This is a genomic window from Novosphingobium pokkalii, from assembly GCF_014652855.1.
In the GTDB taxonomy this organism is placed as follows: Bacteria; Pseudomonadota; Alphaproteobacteria; order Sphingomonadales; family Sphingomonadaceae; genus Novosphingobium; species Novosphingobium pokkalii.
On sequence record NZ_BMZP01000004.1, the window covers coordinates 61,235 to 79,002 of the forward strand.

Below are 17,768 nucleotides of genomic sequence, written 5' to 3' on the forward strand. Positions count from 1 at the left end.
GCAAAGCCTCCTCCTCTTCAGAGGAGGGGGTTTGGGGGTGGTGCTGCGACGCATCCGTCATGCGCCACCCCGCAAAGCCACAATCGCCGGCGCCAGACCAGCCGCCCACTTGGTGATATCCCCCGCGCCCAGGCACACAATCATGTCGCCCGCCTGCAACTGCGGCGCCAGTTCCGCCGCCAGCGCCTCTGCCCCGGCGATCAGGTGCGCGCTGCGGTGGCCGCGCGCCTTGATGCCTTCGACCATCGCGGCGCTGTCCACGCCTTCGATCGGCTGCTCGCCGGCGGGATAGACCGGCGCGGCATAGACCACGTCGGCATCGTTGAACGCGGCCTGGAAATCTTCCATGTGATCGCGCAAGCGGGTGAAGCGGTGCGGCTGGACCACCGCGATCACCCGGCCACGCACGCCTTCGCGCGCGGCGGCCAGCACGGCGCGGATTTCCACCGGGTGATGGCCATAGTCATCGATCACCGCCACTTCGCCGCCCGGCACGGTGACTTCGCCCACCTTGGTGAAGCGGCGCTTGACCCCGCCGAACTTGGCAAAGCCGGTGCGCACCAGATCGTGCGGCACGCCCATTTCCACGGCCACGGCGATCGCGGCCAGCGCGTTCTGCACATTGTGGCGCCCCGGCATGGGCAAGTGAATGTCCTCGATGCGCTGGAACGAGCCGTCGCGCTGGCGCAGCACGGCGGTGAAACGATTGCCGCCCGGCCCGGGCGTCACGCCTTCGCCGCGCACGTCGGCCTGGGCGGAAAAGCCATAAGTCACCACGCGGCGGTCGCGCACCTGGGGGATGATCGCCTGCACTTCGGGGTGATCGATGCACAGCATCGCCGCGCCATAGAACGGCACGTTCTCGATGAATTCGACAAAGGCGCGCTTGACCTTGTCGAACGAGCCATAGTGATCGAGATGCTCGGGATCGATATTGGTGACCACGGCGATCGTGCCATCCAGGCGCAGGAACGAACCATCGCTCTCGTCGGCTTCCACCACCATCCATTCGCTGTCGCCCAGCCGGGCGTTGGAGCCATAGGAATTGATGATGCCGCCGTTGATCACCGTGGGGTCGACGCCCCCGGCATCGAGCAGGCAGGCGACCAGCGAAGTCGTGGTGGTCTTGCCGTGGGTGCCGGCCACCGCCACGGTGTTTTTCAGGCGCATCAGCTCGGCCAGCATTTCCGCGCGGCGCACCACGGGAATGCGCGCTTCCAGCGCGGCGACCACTTCGGGATTGTCGCGCTTGACCGCCGTGGAGGTGACCACCACTTGCGCATTGGCGACGTTTTCGGCGCGCTGGCCGATCATCACCGGAATGCCCCGCGCGCGCAGCCCTTCGACGACATAGCTTTCCGCCATGTCCGAACCCTGCACGGCATAGCCCATGTTGTGCATCACTTCGGCAATGCCCGACATGCCGATGCCGCCGATGCCGACGAAATGGATCGTGCCGATTTCGACGCCGACGCCCTTCATGCTTCATTCTCCAGCGCCAGCGCTTCCGCGCCGGCCGTTGCCGGGGCGGCCGTGGCCGCATCCACCCGGATCACATCCATCAGCGGCGCACCGCCAAATCCTTCGACCAGATCAGCGAGGTCTTCCACCGCGCGTGGCAAGCCGCAGTTCCACCCGGCATGGGCGGCATGGCCCAGCCCGGCCGGGTTCATTGCCATGGCCTGGATCTGCTTGGCCAGTTCGGTGGGGGTAAAGCCGGTCTGGCGGATCGCCCGCGCACCGCCGGCCTTGACCATCTCGCGCGTGTTGGCGGCCTGGTGATCGTCGGTCGCGATCGGCAAGGGCACCAGGATCGCCGGGCGGCCCACGGCGGTCAGTTCGGCAATGGTCGATGCCCCGGCCCGGCCGACGAACAAATGCGCGCCCGCCAGGCGGCTGGCCATATCCTCGAAATAGGTGCCGAGTTCAGCGGGAATTTCATGCGCGGCATAGCGCGCGCGCACCGCTTCCAGGTCTTCCGGGCGGCACTGCTGCGTCACTTGCAGGCGATGGCGCAGCGCAGGCGGCAGCATCGCCAGCCCATCGGGCACCACGCTCGCCAGGATCGAGGCGCCCTGGCTGCCCCCCGTCACCAGCACGCGAAACAAGCTGTCGTCGGAAAATTCGGGGAACGGCTGCCCGCGCAGCGCCAGCACTTCGGGGCGGACCGGATTGCCCACCAGGTGGACCTTGCCGGCAAAGCGCGGGTCAAGCCGGTCCACTTCGTGATAGGCCGTGGCAATGGCATCGACCGACTTGGCAAGATAGCGGTTCACCCGGCCGAGCACGGCGTTCTGTTCGTGAATCACCGTGGGAATGCGCGCGGCCCTGGCGGCCAGCAGCGCGGGCAGCGCGGGATAGCCGCCAAAGCCGATCACGCAGGCCGGCTGAAAGCTTTCGAACAGGCGCAGCGCCATCGACCGGCCCTGCCAGATCGCGCGCAGGCCCTTGAGCAGCGCTACCGGATTCTTGCCCAGCCGCCCGGCGGGCAGCACATGGGCGGTCAGGAAATCGGGCTTGCCGGGAATCTTCGCGCCACGCGCATCGGTGATCAGCGCGACATGGTGGCCGCGCGCGTGCAGTTCGGTGGCGAGGGCAAAGGCGGGAATCAAGTGCCCGCCCGTGCCGCCGGCGGCCAGCACGAAATGGCGCGATACGCCGGGTTGGGGTTGTGCAGTCATTTGCGCGTCAGTTCGCCCAGGTGAAAGGTTTCGCGCGTCAGATAAGGGTTGCGGCGCGTGATGGCGAGCAGGAAACCCACGCCCAGCAAAAGCGCGATGGTCGAAGAACCGCCATAGCTGATCAGCGGCAGCGTCATGCCCTTGGACGGGAACAGTTGCAGGTTGACCAGGATGTTGATGAAGGCCTGGCCCGCCAGTTGCGCGACCAGGCCGGTGGCCGCCAGCACGGTGAACAGGTCTTCCTCGTCCACCAGGCGCAGCAGCACGCGCAGCACGATGGCACAGTAGAGAATGACCACCACGGCGCAGGAAATCAGCCCGAATTCCTCGCCGATCACCGAGAAGATATAGTCGGTGTGCGCCTCGGGCAGCGCGTTCTTGCGCGCGCCCAGCCACAGCCCGGTGCCGCTCCACCCGCCGGCCACCAGCGTGCGCATGGCCAGGTCCACCTGGTCGAATTCCGACCCGCCCGAAAGGAACGCATCGATGCGATGGGTTGCGTTGGGATAGAAGAAATAGGCAAGGATCACCGCGACGATCCCCGCGCCCAGCGCCCAGCCGACCCGCGCCAGCGGCAGGCCCGACAGCAGCACCAGCACGAACCACACCCCGCCGAACAGCACGGTGGAGCCGAAATCGGGCTGCGCCATCAGCAGGATCGCCACCAGCGCCATCGGCACCATGGACAGGCGGATCACCGGCATGTGCGGATCGCGCACTTTCCAAGAGAGAATCCAGGCCACGGCAATGGCGAAGCCGGGCTTGAGGAATTCCGAAGGCTGGATGCCCAGCACCCAGCGCTTGGCGCCTTTCACTTCGGTGCCCATGATCGGCACCAGCACCAGCGCCACGATCATCACCCCTGCCAGCATGATCGCCGCGCGGCGCGCGGTATCCTTGGGCAGCAGCGAGACGGCGAACATGCCGATCAGGCCCAGCGCCTGCATTTCCAGTTGGCGCCAGAAGAAATAGAGATCGCCCAACGCCTTCTGGTGGGTGGACAGGCGATGCGCGCTGGCCGGCGAAGCGGCGGCCACGGCAATCGCGCCCACGATCATCAGCACCAGGACCAGGCCCAGCAGCACGCGATCGATCTCGCGCCACCAGATCACCAGTTCGCTGCGCCGTGTGCGCCGGAACCGCTGCATGGCCGAAGGCGAAGGCACGGCGGCAGAGGCGGTGCCCGTTGCCGGGGGCATCAGGGGGCCACCGGAAGTCATGCCGTTCAACTCCCCGCCGTCAGCGCGGCCACGATCTGGCGAAAGCATTCGCCGCGTGCCTCGAAATCGCGGAACTGGTCAAAGCTGGCGCAGGCCGGCGAAAGCATGATCACGTCGCCCGGCACCGCCTGCTCCATCGCCGCGCGCACGGCATCGCCCAGCATTTCCGCGCGGGTGACCGGCAGCACCGGCTCCAGGATTTCGGCAAAGCGCGGCCCGGCTTCGCCAATGGTATAGGCGCGCACGACGTGGCTGAAATGCGGGGCGCAATCGTCCAGGTCATCACCCTTGGGCAACCCTCCCACGATCCAGTGGATGCGCGGAAAGGCGGCAAGCGCCGGCGCGGTGGAGGCCGGGTTGGTCGCCTTGCTGTCGTTGATGAACAGCACGCCGGCCTTTTCGGCCACACGCTCCATGCGGTGCGGCAGGCCGACAAAGCTTTTCAGGCCCGCCTCGATCGTGGCCTCGTCCAGGCCCAGATAGCGCGCCGCGCCCACGGCCGCGGCGGCATTGGCGCGGTTGTGCGGGCCTTGCAGGCTGGGCCACTGCGCCGGATCGCCGGGCAGGTCGATCGCGTTGATGAACGTGAAATTGGCCGCTTCCGGGGCAAAGCGCAGCACGTCGTCGTCCAGTTCGGCCTGCATGTCGACCAGCGCGAGATGGCCCAGTGCCTGCATGCCGAACAGCCGCGCCTTGGATGCGACGTAGGCGTCATAGCCATCGTAGCGATCAAGGTGATCGGGGCTGACGTTGAGCAGCACGGCCACATCGGCATCGAGCCGCTGCGTCAGGTCGATCTGATAGCTCGATAGTTCCAGCACATAGACCCCGCCGGCGGGCAGCGGCACCTGCTCCAGGATCGGCTTGCCGATATTGCCGCCCATCAGGCTGGGCACCCCGGCCTGCTGCAACAGGTGATGAGTCAGCGCCGTGGTCGTGGACTTGCCATTGGTGCCAGTGATCGCCACCACGCGGTGCGGCGGCAGATCGGCGCGGGCTTGGGCAAACAGTTCGATGTCGCCGATCACCGGCACCCCGGCGGCGCGGGCATGGGTGGCAATCGGATGGCGGTTGAGCGGCACGCCGGGCGAAACCACGACGCCGGCAAAGCCGGTCAGGTCGATCGCCAGCGGATCGGCCAGCGTGGCGCGCCCTTCCAGCGCGGCGCGCGGTTCCTCGCGCGCGTCCCACGCCGTCACTTCGGCGCCACTGGCCAGCAGGCATTCCACCGTGGCCATGCCCGAGCGCGCCAAGCCCAGCACGGCATATTTCTTTCCCGCAAAGGCAGACGAGACGATCATCGCACCTTCAGCGTGGCAAGGCCGAGCAGCGCCAGCACGATCGAGACGATCCAGAAACGGATCACCACGGTCGATTCCTTCCAGCCCAACTGCTCGAAGTGATGGTGGATCGGGGCCATGCGAAACACTCGCTTGCCGGTGCGCTTGTAGACAAAGACCTGGACGATGACCGAGACCGCTTCCATCACGAACAGCCCGCCCACGATCGCCAGCACAATTTCATGGTGCGCCGCCACGGCGATCACGCCCAGCGTGCCGCCCAGCGCCAAGCTGCCGGTATCGCCCATGAACACCGCTGCCGGCGGCGCGTTGAACCACAGAAACGCCAGCCCTGCGCCCATCACTGCCGCGCAATAGATTGCCAGCTCGCCCGCGCCGGGCACGTGGGGAATGCCCAGGTAATGGGCATAGTCGGCGCGGCCCGCGAGATAGGCGATGATCGCGAAGGTGCCGCAGGCGATGATCACCGGCATGATCGCCAGGCCATCGAGCCCGTCTGTCAGGTTCACGGCATTGCCCGCGCCGACGATCACGAAGGCGGCAAACACGAAGTAGAACGGCCCCAGCGGGATATAGAGATTGCTGAAAACCGGCACATAGAGGTTGGTTTCGGTCACCACCAGCCACGCCGCGATACCGGCAATGACGAATTCCAGCAGCAGGCGGACCTTGGCCGGCACGCCCTGGTGCGCGTACTTCGTCACCTTGTCGTAATCGTCGAGAAAGCCGATCAGGCCGAAGCCCAGCGTCACGATCAGGCAGGCCCAGACATAGCGGCTGGACAGGTCCATCCACAGCAGCAGGCCAAGCACGAGCGCCGTCACGATCATCAGCCCGCCCATCGTCGGCGTGCCGCGCTTGGCAAGGTGGGTTTGCGGCCCGTCCTCGCGGATCGGCTGGCCCTTGCCCTGACGGATGCGCAGCATGTTGATGAAACGTGGCCCTATCAGCAGGCCGATCATCAGCGCGGTCAGCAACGAGGCCCCGGCCCGGAACGACTGGTAGCGGAAGAGATTGGTCAGGCCTTCATAGTGCAGCCAGTGGGCCAGGAGATAGAGCATTCACCGTTCCTTGTCAGGCCAGCGCCTTCACCAGCGCGCCCAGACCAACCGAATTCGAACCCTTGACGAGGATCGCGTCCCCGCCCGCAATGCCGATCCGCGCCAGCACATCGGCGGCCTCGGCGCTGGTCTGCACATGATCGACTTGCAGGGGCGCTGCAAGCGCGGCGGCGCCGCTTTTCCCCAAGGCGTCGGCCAATGCCGCCATTTCGGGGCCAACCAGCACGGCATGGGCAATCCCGGCGCCAAGCAGCGGTTCGGCCAGTTCGGCGTGATAGCGGTCCTCGTCCGCGCCCAGCTCGCGCATCGCGCCCAGCACGGCAATGCGCCGCGCCGCAGGCGTCTTGCCCAGTTCGGCCAGCGTCGCCGCCATCGAGGCGGGATTGGCGTTGTAGCTTTCGTCGATCAGCAGGGCTTGGCCGCTGCCGTCGCCGCCCGGCGCCGCCAGGGTATGGCGCGCGCCGCGCCCGGCAAGGCCCGCCATTTCCGCGAGCGCCAACCCGGCCGCGCCCAGATCGCCACCGGCGGCCTGCACGGCCGCCATCACCGCCAGCGAATTGATCACCCAGTGATCGCCCGGCTGTGCCACGGTGTAGCACAGCTTGCGGCTGCCCAGGTCTGCCGTCACCAGCGAGCCGCCACCCGGCGCCGGCACCACATCGAGCAGGCGCACGTCGGCATGGGCGGCGCGCCCGAAGGCGATGATCGTGCCGGCGTGCTGCGCCGCTTTGGCGCGCAGGCGCTCATAGTGCCGGTTGTCGGCCGGAATGATCGCCACCCCGCCTGGCTCCAGCCCTTCAAAGATCTCGCCCTTGGCGTCGGCAATGCCCTCTTCGCCGCTGAAATGGCCGATATGGGCCGGGGCGATGGTGGTGACGATGGCCACGTGCGGGCGCACCAGGCGGGTGAGCGCGGAAAGCTCCCCGGCGTGGTTCATGCCCATCTCGAACACGCCGAACTGCGTGCGCGCGGGCATGCGCGCCAGGCTGAGCGGTACGCCGACGTGGTTGTTGTAGCTTTTCACGGAGCGGTGCGCCCGGCCCCGGCTGCCGCGATCGAGCGCGGCAAACAGGGCTTCCTTCACCGACGTCTTGCCTGCCGAACCGGTCACGCCAATCACGCGCGCCTCGGGCGCGATCCGCGCGCGCGCGGCGCGGCCTAGGGCATCAAGCGCGGCGGTGGTATCGTCCACCAGCACATGGGGGTGCAGCACCGGATGCTCGACCAGCGCGGCCGCAGCGCCTTTGCCGAACGCGCCACCCAGAAAACGATGGCCATCGGCGGTTTCGCCGCGCAGGGCGAGGAACAGGTCGCCCTCCATCACCTCGCGGCTGTCGAACGCCACGCCGTTTACGGCAAAGGCGGTGGATGCCTTGCCACCGGTTGCCGCCGCGATCTCGCCTGCGCTCCACAAGGCCAGCGGGGTGTCGTCCTCGGCCTCCAGCGGCCAGTCGATCAGGGCGGCAGTGGCGCTCATCCGGTTATCTCTCCCACGCATTCGCGGGCCACCTGCACGTCGTCGAACGGCAGCACCCGCATCGCTTCTCCACGCCCCACGATCTGTCCCTGTTCGTGGCCCTTGCCGGCCACCAGCACGATATCGCCCTTGCCCGCCTGGCTGACGGCAGCGGCAATCGCGGCGCGGCGGTCAGCCACTTCCACGGCCCTGCCATCGCACCCGGCCATCACGGCCGCGCGGATCGCGGCCGGGTCTTCGCCGCGCGGGTTGTCGTCGGTCACGATCACCACGTCCGATCCGGCGCAGGCCGCCGCGCCCATCGGCGCCCGCTTGCCCGCATCGCGATCGCCACCGGCACCGATCACGGTGATCAGCCGCGCCCCCACATGCGGGCGCAGCGCGGCAATCGCCGCCTCGATCGCATCGGGCGTGTGGGCATAATCGACATAGACCGGCGCCCCGGCCCGATTGATCGCGGCGCGCTCCAGCCGCCCGCGCACCGGTTGCAGGCGCGACAGCGCATCGAGCGTGGCACCCGCATCGCCGCCGCTGGCGATCACCAGCCCAGCCGCGACCAGCGCGTTGGCCGCCTGATAGGCGCCGATCAAGGGCAGCGTGACCTTGCGCGTGGCACCGGCGTGGACGAGTTCCAGCACCTGCCCCAGTTGCGTGGGGGTGCGGCTCGCCAGGCGGATCGCTTCGCCCTTCTCGCCCACGGTCAGCACGGTCAGGCCCCGCGCCGCCACATGGGCCAGGGCCTTGTCGCTCCACGCATCGTCCGCCCAGACCACCGCCGTGCCGCCATCGGCGACGACTTCATCGAACAGCCGCATCTTGTCCGCAAAATAGGCGTCCATCGTCTCGTGATAGTCGAGATGGTCGCGGCTCAGGTTGGTGAACCCGCCGGCCACCACCCGCAGCCCTTCGTTGCGGAACTGCGAGAGGCCGTGGCTGGAGGCTTCATAGGCCACATGCGTCACGCCTTCGCGCGCCAGGCCGTGCATGTTGGCCAGGAAGGTGACGATATCGGGCGTGGTCAGGCCGGTGGAAACGCTTTCATCGGCCGTGGTCACGCCCAGCGTACCGATCGAGGCCGCCGCATGCCCGGCCATGCGCCAGAGCTGCCGGGTCATTTCCACGGTGGAAGTCTTGCCGTTGGTGCCGGTCACCGCCACCACGGTTTCGGGCACGGGGGCAAAGAACGGCGCGGCGAGATGGGCAAACAGGCGGCGCGGGGTGTCGCTGGCCAGGTGCAGCGCGCCGTCCACTTTCGCTTCGGGGCGGGCGACCACGGCCACCGCCCCGGCGGCGATCGCGGCGGGAATGAAGTCCTCGCCATTCACCTGCGCCCCGGCAAAGGCGCCGAACACCGTGCCCGGCGCAACCTTGCGGTTGTCGATGGCAAAGCCGGTCACATTGATGTCGCCTGCCGCCTCGGGCAGCGTCACGCCGGCAGACCGTGCCAGCACACCCAGCTTCATTCACCTTCTCCATTGCCGATCAACGGCGAAAGATCCGAAATATCCACATCGCGGCTGGCATCGGGCACCACGCCCAGCAGCGGCCCGATGCGCGGCACCACGCGGCCCACGATCGGCGCCGCATTCCACGCCGCCGTGCGCTGGCCCGACGTGGCCGCCGTGCCCTGCGGTTCATCGAGCATGGCGATGACCACGTAGCGCGGCTTGTCCATCGGGAACGCAGCGGCGAACGTCGCCACCAGCGAGGTCTTGCGATAGCCGCCGTTGCCCGGCTTTTCGGCCGAGCCGGTCTTGCCGCCCACGCGAAAGCCCGAGGCATCGGCCTTGCGGCCCGTGCCATCGGCCACGATCATCCGCAAGAGCTGGCGGATGCGCGCGCTGGTCGAGGCCTTGAACACGCGCGTGCCGGCCGGAATGTGCGCCGGATCAACCTTGAACAGCGTGGCCGGGCGCCAGATGCCGCCGTTGACCAGCGCGGCATAGGCGCAGGCCAGGTGCAGCGGGGTCACGGCGATGCCGTGGCCATAGCTGACCGTCATCGTGGTGATCCGGCTCCAGTCGCCGGCCTTGTTCTCGCCGCGCGGCCACAGCGGGAAACCACGCGCGGGCAATTCGATGGTCGGCCGCTGGTTCATGTGCAGCGCCATCATCGTCTGCTTGAGCAGCGGCCCGCCGAGCTTGTCGGCCACTTGCGCCGTCACGATGTTGGACGAATGGATCAGCGCCTCGGGCACGTTGAGCGAGGCACCGAAATTGTGGCTGTCATGGATCGTGCGCCCGGCGATGTGCAGGGGCGCGGCCGGATAGCGTACGGAAAGATCGGTCACCACCCCGGCATCGATCGCGGCGGCAATGGTGATCGGCTTGAACGTGGAGCCAAGCTCATAGACCTGGTTCGACACGCGGTTGAACACCAGGTCGTTAAAGGCGCGGTCGGACCGGTTGGGATTGAACGAGGGCAGCGAGGCCAGCGCCACCACTTCACCGCTGTCCACATCGAGCACGATGCCCGCCGCGCCCTTGGCATTGCTCTCCTGCATGCCGCGCAGCAGTTCGTCTTCCAGCGCGCCCTGCGCCCGCGAATCGATCGACAGCGCCACCGGCGTGCCGCGCTGCGCCGGATCGAGCAGGCGCGGTTCCAGCACCTGCTCCATGCCGACATGGCCCTTGCCCTCTTCATCCACATAGCCGAGCACGTTGGCCGCCAGCGAGCCTTGCGGATAATAACGCTGGTTCTCGCGCGGGAACTCCAGCGCCGGCTCGCCCAGGGCAAAGACCTTGTTGGCCTCTTCGGGCAACACGCGCTTGCGCAGATAGCTGCCCCGACCCGATTTCAGGCGCTCGACCAGATCCTTGTAATCGGCATCGGGAAAGATCTGTACCAGCGCGCGGGCCACTTCCTCGGGCGTCTTGACCAGGGGATTGCCGCCCTCGCCCAGCGCCTTGGGATTGAACCACAGCGAATAGGAGGGAAACGCGCGGGCCAGCGGCACGCCGTTGCGATCGGTGATCTCGCCACGCGGCGGCAACAGCGCCTCGGCCAGCGAGCGGCGATCGGGCGCCTGCTCGAACAGGCCAAGCTGGGTCAGCCGCACCAGGGCGGTGAGCGTCAGGAACACGAAGCCCACCGCCACCACCAGGACGCGAACCTTGGCAGTGACCAGCAGGCGCTGGCGCACGCTGGCCAACTGGACGCGGCCCGTGGCGATGGCGGCCGAGGCGGTAAGCTGGTTCACCGGCTCGTCTTCACTCCTGTCTTGCGATCCCCGTGGATGGTCTTCTGCGCGGTCTTCACCGCCGGCTTGGCCTCCCTGCCGGATTTCGCCGCGGATTTGGAGTCCGACCGGGCAGATTTGCCCACAGCCTTAGTTTGTGCGCCACCTTCGCGGGAAGCCGTAGACTTGGCCTTGTCCACCGTTGCCGTGCGCTTGGCGATGGGCTTGCCGTGCTTTTCGCGCTTTTCGTCGGCCGCATCGGCCTGTCGCGCGCCGGCTGCGTGCAGCGTGCCGAGCTTTTCCGCCAGCGTCGCCGTCGCGGCGGCATGGTCGAGCGCGCGGCTGCGTGGCTTGCCAGCCCCGCCATCGTCGTCCGCGTGTTCGGCTTCATGGGTTTCGGAAAGCGGCCGCACCGCCGCATTGCTGCCCGAAAGCGCCGGGAATGCAGCGGCGGCAATCACGCTGTCATCCACCGTGGCAACGCGAATCGGCGCCGGGGCATCGGGCTCGGCCGGCTTGCTCAGCACCGCAAGCTGGCGCTCGTTTTCCAGGTATTGCCCGGCCACCGGGGCGACATAGCCGAATTCCAGATCGTTCCACGCCTTGAGCTGCTGCTGGTTGGCGCGTGTCTCGAATTCCGTTTCAAGATACATCTTCTGCTGCTTGAGCGCCACGATCTGCCCCTCGGCGCGGTGCACCTGGCTGCGCAGGGCATTGACCCGGAAAGACAGAATCATCACCAGCGCGCCGCACACCGCAAGCAGCGCGAGCCAACCGATCGACCGCAGGCGTTGGGCAGACAGGATCATGCCGATTGGCTCCCCGCACTTTGCGAAAACGCACGCGCCCGGGCAGTGGTTCGCACCGCCCAGCGCAAGGTGGCAGACCGGGCGCGCGGGTTGCGCGCCTCTTCCTCGGCCCCCGGTCGGATCGCCGCCGAAGGCTTTTCAAAGACCGCCGCAAAGGCTTGCGCCTGGGGCGGGAGATGGCGCGAACCAGACGGCAGGGCACCGGCAGCCTCGCGCAGGAACTGCTTGACGATGCGGTCTTCCAGGCTGTGGAAGCTGACGACGGCCAGGCGCCCGCCCGGCGCGAGCAGCCGCTCGGCCGCATCGAGCGCGGCGCGCAACTCGTCCAGCTCGCCATTCACATGGATGCGCACGGCCTGGAAGCTGCGCGTTGCCGGATCCTTGGCCGCGCCGGGGCGATAGCCCAGCGCCTTGCGCACCACGGCGGCAAACTGCGCGGTGGTGGTCAGCGGCCGCGCGGCCACCACCGCGCGCGCCACGCGGCGCGACTGGCGCTCTTCGCCATAGACATAGAGCACGTCGGCGATCGCCGCCTCATCCGCCTCGTTGAGGAAATCGGCGGCGCTCATGCCGTCTTGCGACATGCGCATGTCGAGCGGGCCATCGCTGGAAAAGGCAAAGCCGCGTTCGCGCTGGTCGAGCTGCATCGAGCTGACCCCGATATCGAGCACCACGCCGGCCACTTGCGTCACCCCCGCTTCGGCAAGGGCCGTGGCCATTTCCGAAAAGCGGCGCGGATGCAGCACCAGGGTGGGCGCAGCGCCGGTGGTTTCGGGCCATTGCTGCCCGGCGGCAATCGCATCGGGATCGCGATCGAACGCATGCACCGTCGCGCCCTGCGCCAGGATCGCGCGGGTATAGCCGCCCGCGCCGAACGTGCCGTCAACGATCACGTCGCCGGCCTGCGGGGCCAGCGCGGCGATCACTTCATCGAGCAGCACGGGAATGTGCGGGGCCTGCGCGGGCACGAGGGCGGAAGGGGGCGTGGTGGCGGCGCTCACTTGCGCTTCCCCTTCTGCGCGGCTTCGGCCAGCAGGGCGCGGCAGGTGGCCTTGGCACTGTCCCAACCGCTGTCCATCTCGAACAGAACTTCGGGCGCCCAGATCGTGAAGAATTCGCCGCCGCCGTGGAAATAGAGCGCGTCGCTCACGCGGGCCTGCTCCCCGAGGTGATCGGGCAGGATGAAACGACCGGATTCGTCAAAGCTGGCACGCAGGAAACCATAGAGTTGGGCAGCACGGGTATCGGGATCGAAGTCTTCCCCACGCTTGAAGGCCATTTCCTCTTCCCGGGCGATGCGGGCGGGAAAGGTTTCCACGCGGGACAGCCCGAAACCGGTGAGGCAGGGGAACTTGTGATGGCGATCGAGGCACAGCAGGCGCTGGCCCTGCGAGGCGTCTTTCACGGTGGCGCGGAAGTCTGCGGGCAGGACGAAGCGGTTCTTCTCGCCACGCGGCGAGAAGCCCTGCCCCCAGTAGTTTGACGGTGCTCCCGCCACGTCCCGTCACCACCTTGCCCGCCGGACAAAAGCTTCCCGTCATCAGCCGATGTGCGCACACCAGCCGAACCATCCCCCACGGATGCGACATGAAAGCTTGTCCCGATGGCGCCATGCTATCGCGGGAGCCTCCGGGCGAAAAGGGGAAATTACGGGAAAGAACGGTCAGAACCTGATTCAATTGGGGTTTTTTATGGTATTTTACTCTTAACCAAACCAATGTTCATGATATGTTTCATCCTGAAACCCTTGGAATCCCGCCAGTTTCCGAATCACGGCCATTTCGGAGGTGCTTTTTCCCGTGCTTTCCCGTGCCAAGCCGGGAATCAGGCGCTGCCCGTCCCGCGTTTTCCCAGACCAGACCTGGCCCAGTCTTGGCGCATGGAAACGGCCGCGTGGCCGCTCAGTGTTGCGGAGTGTTGGTCGGTTGCGGGGCCGGGGCGGCGCCCACCGGCAATTCGGGGGCAACGCCCATGTCCACCAGCGGATCGTTGGCTGCGGTGGAGCTGGCCTCCACCGTGGGATCGAGCGCGGCCGCGCGGTTGGCCAGCGTCACGCGCTCCATGATCACGTTGGCCAGGCTGATCAGCAACAGGATCGCGCCCAGTCCGAACAGGCCCACTTGCAGGCGATAGACCGCCTGGGCGCGCAGTTCGCGCGGCGAAAGGGGAACGTGGTGGACCGGCGCAACGGGCGCAGCCGTGGCGGCCCCGAACGGGGAAACCTTGCGTTCGCGTTGCAATCCAAACAGCGCCATCGCGCCGCTATACCGTATTACTCAAGCCACGGGAAGACCGGCAGCCCCTTGGCCCGCAACCACTCGGGATTGTAGAGCGAGGACAGGTAACGGAAGCCGGTGTCGCACAGGATCGTGGCGACCCTTGCGCCCGGCCCTATCTGCTTGGCGAGCGCCACGGCGCCGGCCACGTTGATGCCGCTCGACAGGCCCAGGCACAGCCCTTCCTCGGCCAGCAGGCGCTCCACCCAATAGAGCCCTTCCTCGTCGGAAATGCGGAACTGGGCGTCGATCGGCGCGCCTTCCAGATTGGCGGTGATGCGCCCTTGGCCGATGCCCTCGGCCACGGAAGACCCTTCGGCCTTCAACTCGCCATGCGCGTAATAGTTGTAGAGCGCGGCGCCATGCGGATCGGCCAGGCCCACGGTGATGGCCTCGTCAAAGGCCTTGAGGCCCATGCCCGTGCCGGCGATCGTGCCGCCGGTGCCGGCCGCGCAGATGAAGCCATCGATGCGCCCGTCCATCTGCGCCCAGATTTCCGGCGCGGTGCTTTCGATGTGGGCGCGGCGGTTGGCAATGTTGTCGAACTGGTTGGCCCAGATCGCGCCATCGGTTTCCTCGGCAATGCGGCGCGAGGTGTGGACGAAATGATTGGGGTTGGAAAAGGGCGCGGCGGGCACCAGCACCAGTTCGGCCCGCAGCGCGCGCAGCGTGTCCATCTTCTCGCGCGATTGCGTCTCGGGCATCACGATCACGCTCTTGTAGCCCAGCGCATTGGCCACCAGCGCCAGGCCGATGCCGGTGTTGCCTGCTGTCCCCTCCACGATCGTGCCGCCCGGCTTCAACGCGCCGCGTTCCTCGGCATCGCGCACGATCCACAGCGCGGCCCGGTCCTTGACCGAGGCGCCAGGGTTGGCGAATTCGCATTTGCCATAGATCTCGGCACCGGCCGCTTCGCTGGGACCGGCCAGGCGCACGAGCGGGGTGTTGCCGATAAGGGAGAGGCTGTCGGAAACGATCGCGGGAGCAGTCATGCCCCGGGAGGTAAGGCGCCCTGACGCAAACGGCAACTCAATTGCGCTTGGGCAGGGAAAAGCTATTCGCGTGTCGCCCGTATCGCCGCCGCCCCGGCAAAGGGCGCCACGGCCAGCGCCACCAGGCTGCACGCGGCCAGCAGGCCAAGCCCGCCCTCCCCACCCGGCTGCAACGAGCCGGCGCCAAAGATCAGCAGCGGCACGGTAAGCGGAATGGCCAGCAGCCCGCCCAGCGCCGCCCCGGCACGCAGGCCGGCGGTGAGCGCGGCAATCGTCACCCCGATCGCGGCCAGGCCCGGCGTGCCGAGCAGCAGGCCCCATTCGACCATCGCCAGTTGCCCGCCATCGAGCGAGAGCAGCCCCGCCGCCAGAGGTGCGGCCAGCAGAAGCGGAACGCCAAAGCTGATCCAGTGGGCGACGATACGCACCATCAGCAGCACTTCTTCCGACAGGCCGCGCAGCGCCCACTGGTCGAACAGCCCGGCTTCCACGTCCGGCTCCACCAGTCGGTCGAGCGGCAGGATCGCGGCGAGCAGCGCCGCAACCCAGATCACCCCTGCCCCGGTGCGACTCAGCAGGCGGGCATCCGGCCCCACCGCAAAGGGATAGAGCATGGCCACGGCCAGAAAGAACAGCAGCGGCAGCGCCGCCCCGCCGCGCCCCTGCGCCCCGCGCAGCAGCAGCGCCAGATCGCGCCGGAAGATCGGCCAGAGCCGCGCAATCATGCCCAATCCTCTTCGCCATTGGCGGCTTCGCCTGCGGGGACATGGTCGGCCATGGCCAGAGTCCTGAGGCCCGCCAGCGCCAGCGGCTGGTGTGAGGCGATCACCACCAGCCCGCCGGCGGCACGATGCGCCTCAATGCCGGCCTGCGCCTGCCCCGCCCACGCGGTGTCCAGCCCGTTGAGCGGCTCGTCGAGCAGCCAGATCGGCGCCTGCGCCGCCGCCAGCCGGGCCAGCGCCGCGCGCTTCTTCTGCCCGGTGGAGAGATAGCGCACCGGCACATCGGCCAGATCGGCCAGGCCAAAGGGATCGTCCGCGCCCGGTGCCGTGCGGTCGATCGCGTGCCAGAACGCCAGCGCGCGGCCCAGCGGCAGGTGCCCATCGAGCGCCAGCCGCTCGTCCACCAGCGCCAGCGCGCCGTCGCGCTCCACCGTGCCGGCAAAGGGCCGCATCAGGCCGGCCAGGATGCGGATCAGGCTGGATTTGCCGATGCCGTTGGCCCCGGCGAGATGCAGCGCCTCACCCGGCCCCAGGTCAAGCTGCACGCCCCGGAACAGCACACGATCACCGCGCCGGCAGGCCAGATCACGGGCAACAAGGCGGGGTGCGGTCATAGGATCAGGCCCTAACGCTCAACCCTCACCGCCGCAACCGGCGACGCAGGGCGCCCGGCAGCCAGCGCGCGGCAAAGGCCAGGCGCCGCGCCGTGGGGCCGACCAGCGTGTGCAGCCGCGCGCCATGCACCGCCTGCCACGCCGCCTGCGCCACGTCTTGCGGCCGCCCGATGTCCAGCCGCTGGCGCTGCACCACATCGCGGATCGTGCCCGGCGTGGCCGCATTGGGCGCCTGCTCGATCAAGGGCGTGGCAATGAAGCCGGGCATCAGGCTGCGCACGGCAATGCCATCGCCCGCCCATTCGGCATCGAGCGCTTCGGTCAGCGCGCGCAGCCCGGCCTTGGTCGCGGCATAGGCGCTGGTGCCAGGCGTGCCATAAAGCGCCGCTGCGCTCGCGGTGTTGAGCAGGCAGACCGGCCCGCCACCGGCCTGCGCCGCCGCCTTGAGCCAGGGATAGGCCGCCCGCGCCCCCAGCGTGGCACCGGTGAGATTGATGACAATCACCCGCTCGATCTCGGCCACGCTGCAATCGGCCAGCCTTCCGCCCAGCGGCACCCCGGCGTTGTTGGCCACCACATGGATCGCACCGCCACCCGCCTGCGCCGCAGCGGCCAGCGCGGCGTCCCAGGCGGCCGCATCGCGCACATCGAGCAAATGGGCAGACCAGCGCCCGGCCGGCAACAGCGCGCCGGTCTGCGCCATGCCCGGCACATCGACATCGGCCAAGGCAACGAACCAGCCCGCCTGCGCAAAACGCTGCGCCATCGCGCGGCCGATGCCCGAGGCGCCGCCGGTCACGAACAGACAGCGGCTCATAGTGCGGGATTGGCGTAGCAGTGCCAGGTGAACAGCGCGAGTGCTCCCCGGTGCGGGCGCCAGGGTTCGGCCAGGGCGCGGGTGTCCTTCTCGCTCGGCCGGTCCGGCAGGCCCAGCAGCTTGCCCAGCCCCACCTGGACCGCCAGGTCTCCGGCGGGCCAGATATCGGGCCGCCCTTCGGCAAACAGCAGGTAGATTTCCGCCGACCAGCGCCCCACGCCCTTGATCCGCACGAGTTGCGCGATGGCTGCCTCGTCATCGGCGGGCAGCGCGGCCAGATCGAGTTCGCCCGAAACCACCAGTTCGCACAGCGAGCGGGCATAGCCCTGCTTCTGCCGCGACAGGCCGCAGCCGCGCAGGGCATCGAAATCGGCGGCCAGCAGGTCTTCGGGCGGCATCGCCTCGCCCAGCAGCGCTTCCAGCCGCGTCCAGACCGAAGCGGCCGCCGCCACGCTCACCTGCTGCCCCACGATGGTGCGCAGCAGCGTGCGATAGCCGGTCTCGCGAATGCGCGGCTCGGGATAGCCCACTTTGGCCAGAGCCGCGGCGAACGCCGGGTTTTGCACGGCAAGGTGATCGAGCCCGGCCCTTATCGCTTCTGCCGAAAGTCCCATCGGGCG

At 68.2% G+C, this 17,768-nt stretch carries 17 protein-coding genes; all 17 read right to left on the reverse strand.

Going from position 1 to position 17,768, the window contains the following annotated elements; genetic code table 11:
• Positions 1-57 precede the first annotated feature (57 nt).
• Positions 58-1,482, reverse strand: a complete 1,425-nt coding sequence (murC, locus tag IE191_RS05510) for a UDP-N-acetylmuramate--L-alanine ligase (protein WP_191323361.1) — start codon at positions 1,480-1,482, stop codon at positions 58-60.
• Positions 1,479-2,681: an undecaprenyldiphospho-muramoylpentapeptide beta-N-acetylglucosaminyltransferase gene (murG, locus tag IE191_RS05515; protein ID WP_191323362.1), complete on the reverse strand. Its 1,203-nt coding sequence runs from the start codon at positions 2,679-2,681 to the stop codon at positions 1,479-1,481. The genes murC and murG overlap by 4 nt, the downstream gene beginning before the upstream one ends.
• Positions 2,678-3,901 carry an FtsW/RodA/SpoVE family cell cycle protein gene (locus IE191_RS05520; protein ID WP_373299245.1) on the reverse strand — a complete coding sequence of 408 codons (1,224 nt, stop codon included), beginning with the start codon at positions 3,899-3,901 and terminating at the stop codon, positions 2,678-2,680. Before IE191_RS05520 ends, murG begins: the two co-directional genes overlap by 4 nt.
• A 5-nt stretch (positions 3,902-3,906) precedes the next feature.
• Positions 3,907-5,202, reverse strand: coding sequence for a UDP-N-acetylmuramoyl-L-alanine--D-glutamate ligase (gene murD / locus IE191_RS05525; RefSeq protein WP_191323363.1), 1,296 nt, complete (start codon positions 5,200-5,202; stop codon positions 3,907-3,909).
• Positions 5,199-6,263, reverse strand: a complete 1,065-nt coding sequence (gene mraY / locus IE191_RS05530) for a phospho-N-acetylmuramoyl-pentapeptide-transferase (RefSeq protein WP_191323364.1) — start codon at positions 6,261-6,263, stop codon at positions 5,199-5,201. Before mraY ends, murD begins: the two co-directional genes overlap by 4 nt.
• Before the next feature lie 13 nt (positions 6,264-6,276).
• Positions 6,277-7,740 carry a UDP-N-acetylmuramoyl-tripeptide--D-alanyl-D-alanine ligase gene (locus IE191_RS05535; protein WP_191323365.1) on the reverse strand — a complete coding sequence of 488 codons (1,464 nt, stop codon included), beginning with the start codon at positions 7,738-7,740 and terminating at the stop codon, positions 6,277-6,279.
• Positions 7,737-9,203, reverse strand: coding sequence for a UDP-N-acetylmuramoyl-L-alanyl-D-glutamate--2,6-diaminopimelate ligase (locus IE191_RS05540; RefSeq protein WP_191323366.1), 1,467 nt, complete (start codon positions 9,201-9,203; stop codon positions 7,737-7,739). Before IE191_RS05540 ends, IE191_RS05535 begins: the two co-directional genes overlap by 4 nt.
• Entirely contained in the window at positions 9,200-10,939 is a 1,740-nt protein-coding gene (locus IE191_RS05545; RefSeq protein ID WP_191323367.1) for a peptidoglycan D,D-transpeptidase FtsI family protein, read from the reverse strand. The genes IE191_RS05540 and IE191_RS05545 overlap by 4 nt, the downstream gene beginning before the upstream one ends.
• Positions 10,936-11,727: a hypothetical protein gene (locus tag IE191_RS05550; protein WP_191323368.1), complete on the reverse strand. Its 792-nt coding sequence runs from the start codon at positions 11,725-11,727 to the stop codon at positions 10,936-10,938. Before IE191_RS05550 ends, IE191_RS05545 begins: the two co-directional genes overlap by 4 nt.
• On the reverse strand, positions 11,724-12,728 hold the full coding sequence (rsmH, locus tag IE191_RS05555; protein WP_229815127.1) for a 16S rRNA (cytosine(1402)-N(4))-methyltransferase RsmH: 1,005 nt from the start codon (positions 12,726-12,728) through the stop codon (positions 11,724-11,726). The genes IE191_RS05550 and rsmH overlap by 4 nt, the downstream gene beginning before the upstream one ends.
• Complete coding sequence (locus IE191_RS05560) at positions 12,725-13,225, reverse strand: division/cell wall cluster transcriptional repressor MraZ (RefSeq protein WP_168556852.1); 501 nt, start codon at positions 13,223-13,225, stop codon at positions 12,725-12,727. The genes rsmH and IE191_RS05560 overlap by 4 nt, the downstream gene beginning before the upstream one ends.
• 403 nt (positions 13,226-13,628) lie before the next feature.
• A complete protein-coding gene (locus IE191_RS05565; RefSeq protein ID WP_191323369.1) occupies positions 13,629-13,982 on the reverse strand; it encodes a hypothetical protein in 354 nt (117 codons plus the stop codon).
• A 17-nt stretch (positions 13,983-13,999) separates the two neighbouring features.
• Positions 14,000-14,995 (reverse strand): cysteine synthase A, encoded by a 996-nt coding sequence (locus IE191_RS05570; protein WP_191323370.1) that lies wholly within the window; start codon positions 14,993-14,995, stop codon positions 14,000-14,002.
• A 62-nt stretch (positions 14,996-15,057) separates the two neighbouring features.
• Positions 15,058-15,720, reverse strand: coding sequence for a heme exporter protein CcmB (gene ccmB, locus IE191_RS05575; RefSeq protein WP_191323371.1), 663 nt, complete (start codon positions 15,718-15,720; stop codon positions 15,058-15,060).
• Positions 15,717-16,331, reverse strand: coding sequence for a heme ABC exporter ATP-binding protein CcmA (ccmA, locus tag IE191_RS05580; protein WP_191323372.1), 615 nt, complete (start codon positions 16,329-16,331; stop codon positions 15,717-15,719). The genes ccmB and ccmA overlap by 4 nt, the downstream gene beginning before the upstream one ends.
• 25 nt (positions 16,332-16,356) lie before the next feature.
• Positions 16,357-17,148 (reverse strand): SDR family oxidoreductase, encoded by a 792-nt coding sequence (locus tag IE191_RS05585; RefSeq protein WP_191323373.1) that lies wholly within the window; start codon positions 17,146-17,148, stop codon positions 16,357-16,359.
• Positions 17,145-17,762 (reverse strand): DNA-3-methyladenine glycosylase family protein, encoded by a 618-nt coding sequence (locus IE191_RS05590; protein WP_191323374.1) that lies wholly within the window; start codon positions 17,760-17,762, stop codon positions 17,145-17,147. Before IE191_RS05590 ends, IE191_RS05585 begins: the two co-directional genes overlap by 4 nt.
• Positions 17,763-17,768: the final 6 nt, after the last annotated feature.

What these genes read in the sequence shown, in the direction of transcription:
- murC (WP_191323361.1), bottom strand. Translation starts at nt 1,482, where the DNA reads ATGAAGGGCGTCGGCGTCGAAATCGGCACGATCCATTTCGTCGGCATC.
- murG (WP_191323362.1), bottom strand. Translation starts at nt 2,681, where the DNA reads ATGACTGCACAACCCCAACCCGGCGTATCGCGCCATTTCGTGCTGGCC.
- IE191_RS05520 (WP_373299245.1), bottom strand. Translation starts at nt 3,901, where the DNA reads ATGACTTCCGGTGGCCCCCTGATGCCCCCGGCAACGGGCACCGCCTCT.
- murD (WP_191323363.1), bottom strand. Translation starts at nt 5,202, where the DNA reads ATGATCGTCTCGTCTGCCTTTGCGGGAAAGAAATATGCCGTGCTGGGC.
- mraY (WP_191323364.1), bottom strand. Translation starts at nt 6,263, where the DNA reads ATGCTCTATCTCCTGGCCCACTGGCTGCACTATGAAGGCCTGACCAAT.
- IE191_RS05535 (WP_191323365.1), bottom strand. Translation starts at nt 7,740, where the DNA reads ATGAGCGCCACTGCCGCCCTGATCGACTGGCCGCTGGAGGCCGAGGAC.
- IE191_RS05540 (WP_191323366.1), bottom strand. Translation starts at nt 9,203, where the DNA reads ATGAAGCTGGGTGTGCTGGCACGGTCTGCCGGCGTGACGCTGCCCGAG.
- IE191_RS05550 (WP_191323368.1), bottom strand. Translation starts at nt 11,727, where the DNA reads ATGATCCTGTCTGCCCAACGCCTGCGGTCGATCGGTTGGCTCGCGCTG.
- IE191_RS05565 (WP_191323369.1), bottom strand. Translation starts at nt 13,982, where the DNA reads ATGGCGCTGTTTGGATTGCAACGCGAACGCAAGGTTTCCCCGTTCGGG.
- IE191_RS05570 (WP_191323370.1), bottom strand. Translation starts at nt 14,995, where the DNA reads ATGACTGCTCCCGCGATCGTTTCCGACAGCCTCTCCCTTATCGGCAAC.
- ccmB (WP_191323371.1), bottom strand. Translation starts at nt 15,720, where the DNA reads ATGATTGCGCGGCTCTGGCCGATCTTCCGGCGCGATCTGGCGCTGCTG.
- ccmA (WP_191323372.1), bottom strand. Translation starts at nt 16,331, where the DNA reads ATGACCGCACCCCGCCTTGTTGCCCGTGATCTGGCCTGCCGGCGCGGT.
- IE191_RS05585 (WP_191323373.1), bottom strand. Translation starts at nt 17,148, where the DNA reads ATGAGCCGCTGTCTGTTCGTGACCGGCGGCGCCTCGGGCATCGGCCGC.
- IE191_RS05590 (WP_191323374.1), bottom strand. Translation starts at nt 17,762, where the DNA reads ATGGGACTTTCGGCAGAAGCGATAAGGGCCGGGCTCGATCACCTTGCC.